At 76.1% G+C, this 2,564-nt stretch carries 2 protein-coding genes; both read left to right on the forward strand.

Going from position 1 to position 2,564, the window contains the following annotated elements; genetic code table 11:
* Positions 1-1,699 (forward strand): cysteine protease StiP domain-containing protein (locus G3I42_RS35190; protein ID WP_164291716.1); only part of this gene is annotated, 1,699 nt, incomplete at its 5' end.
* Positions 1,696-2,508: a hypothetical protein gene (locus G3I42_RS35195; protein ID WP_164291717.1), complete on the forward strand. Its 813-nt coding sequence runs from the start codon at positions 1,696-1,698 to the stop codon at positions 2,506-2,508. The genes G3I42_RS35190 and G3I42_RS35195, both read left to right, overlap by 4 nt.
* The last annotated feature ends 56 nt before the right edge of the window (positions 2,509-2,564 follow it).

The raw sequence follows: 2,564 nt of genomic DNA on the forward strand, positions 1-2,564 counted from the left end.
GCCCGCGACCCCCCTGCGCCTGGAGCCCGACTGGCCCGCCGGGCTCCCCGAAGGCGGCCGGCACGGCTTCGCGCCCGCCGACAGGGACCGGCTCGACGCCGCGCTCCCGGCCCTCGCCGAGCACGTGCGCGCGGCGCTCCCCGAAGGGGGCGGGCGGCTGCTCGTCCTCGGCACCGAGGAGCTGATGTACGCGCCGCTGCGCCTCGCCGAGGCGGTCGAGACGCGCGCGCCGCAGTGGGACGTGCGCTTCTCGACCACGACCCGCTCCCCGGTCCTCGCCGTCGACGACCCCGGCTACGCGATCCGCACCGCGCTCACCTTCCCCGCCCACGACGACCCGGCGGACGGCCCAGGCCCGCGCTACACGTACAACGTCGCGGGCGCGGGCTTCGACGCGATCCTCCTCGTCACCGACGCCGCGGGCGACACCCCCGCGCTGCACGCGCCCGGCGGCCTCCTCGACACCCTCGCCGGCCACACCCCCCACCTCCTGTACGCGGCGCTCCCGCACCACGCGCCCCGCGTCCCCCGCCCCCGTACCGCACCGGAGGACACCCTGCTTCCCGCACCGCTGCGCGGCCCCGCCTTCTCCAGCTACCCCGCCGAGGACGTCGGCTGGCTGCTCCAGGACCTCTCGGACACGCCGCTCGAAGCCCCCACCGAGGAGCGCGAGGAGGCGATCCAGAGCGGCGGCGCGCACTACGCCGAGTCGCTGCCCGTCGAGTACCAGCCCACCCCCGCCTACCAGCGGCTCTACCACGAGGCACTCGAAGCCTCCGCCGCGCGCGTCGCGACCGCCGTCGGCACCGTCACCGAGACCGTGCTCGCCGAGCGCTCCCCGCGCCCCGTCCTCGTCTCGCTCGCCCGCGCCGGCACGCCCGTCGGGGTGCTCATGCGGCGCTGGGCGCGCGAACGGCACGGCATCGACGTACCGCACTACGCCGTCTCGATCGTGCGCGGGCGCGGCATCGACGCCAACGCGCTGCGCTGGCTCGCGGCCCACCACGACCCGCGCGACGTCGTCTTCGTCGACGGCTGGACGGGCAAGGGCGCCATCACCCGCGAACTCGCCGAAGCCGTGCGGGACTTCCCCGGCTTCGACCCGGAGATCGCGGTCCTCGCCGACCCCGGCTCCTGCGTGCGCACCTACGGCACGCGCGAGGACTTCCTCATCCCCTCCGCGTGCCTCAACTCCACCGTCTCCGGGCTCATATCCCGCACGGTCCTGCGCGCCGACCTCGTCGGCCCGCACGACTTCCACGGCGCCAAGTTCTACCGCGAACTGGCCGGTGCGGACGTCTCGAACGCCTTCGTCGACACGATCGCCGCCCGCTTCGCCGAGGTCGCCGAGACCGTCGGGCGGCGCGTCAAGGAACTCGCCGGCAGCGACCGCGCGCCGACGTGGGAGGGCTGGCGGGCGGTGGAACGCCTCAGCGAGGAGTACGGGATCAACGACGTCAACCTCGTCAAGCCCGGCGTCGGCGAGACCACGCGCGTGCTGCTGCGCCGCGTGCCCTGGCGCATCGTCGCGCGGCGCGGCGCGGGCGCCGACCTCGACCACATCAGGCTCCTCGCCGAGCAGCGCGGCGTCCCCGTCGAGGAGACCGACGACCTCCCGTACACGTGCGTGGGGCTCATCCACCCCCGCTACACGCGCGGCGCCACGGGCGCGGACGGCAAGGCGGTGCACCTCGCATGAGCCGCGTCCTCGTCGCGAGCGACCTCGACCGCACCCTCATCTACTCGGCACGCGCGCTCGCCCTCACCGACCCCGACGAGAGGGCCCCGCGCCTCCTGTGCGTCGAGGTCTACGAGGGCGCACCGCTCTCGTACGTCACCGAGACCGCCGCCGCGCTCCTCACCGAACTCGCGGCGCGCACCGTGTTCGTCCCGACCACGACCCGCACACCCGCGCAGTACGCGCGGGTCCACCTCCCCGGGCCCCCGCCCCGCTTCGCGATCTGCGCCAACGGCGGCCGCATCCTCGTCGACGGCGAGAGCGACCCCGACTGGAGCCGCCGCGTGGAGCGCGCCGTCGCCGCCGACTCCGCGCCGCTCGCCGCGATGCGCGAGCGGCTGCTCGACGGCGCGGACCCCGAGTGGCTCCACAAGGAACGCGTCGCCGAGGACCTCTTCGCCTACCTCGTCGTCGACCGCGCGCGGCTCCCCGCGGACTGGCTCGACGAGACGGCCGCCTGGGCGCACGCCCACGGCTGGACCGTCTCGCTCCAGGGCCGCAAGCTCTACGCCGTCCCGCGCGCCCTCACCAAGAGCGCGGCCCTGAACGAGGTCGCCGCGCGCACCGGCGCGACGCTCACCCTCGCGGCGGGCGACTCGCTCCTCGACGCCGACCTCCTCACCGCCGCCGACCGCGCCTGGCGCCCCGGACACGGCGAACTCGCCGACCAGGACTGGCGGCACGAGGGCGTGACGGCGCTGGCGGAGGCGGGCGTCGCGGCGGGCGAGGAGATCGTCCGCCGGTTCCTGAAGGCGGCGGCGGGGGAGTAGCGAGGGCCCTCCCGGCGGGCCGCTCAGCCGCAGCAGCCGCCCCCGCAGCAGCCGCC

The sequence above is a fragment of the Streptomyces sp. SID11385 genome, assembly GCF_010548245.1.
Taxonomy (GTDB): domain Bacteria; phylum Actinomycetota; class Actinomycetes; order Streptomycetales; family Streptomycetaceae; genus Streptomyces.

What these genes read in the sequence shown, in the direction of transcription:
- G3I42_RS35195 (WP_164291717.1), top strand. Translation starts at nt 1,696, where the DNA reads ATGAGCCGCGTCCTCGTCGCGAGCGACCTCGACCGCACCCTCATCTAC.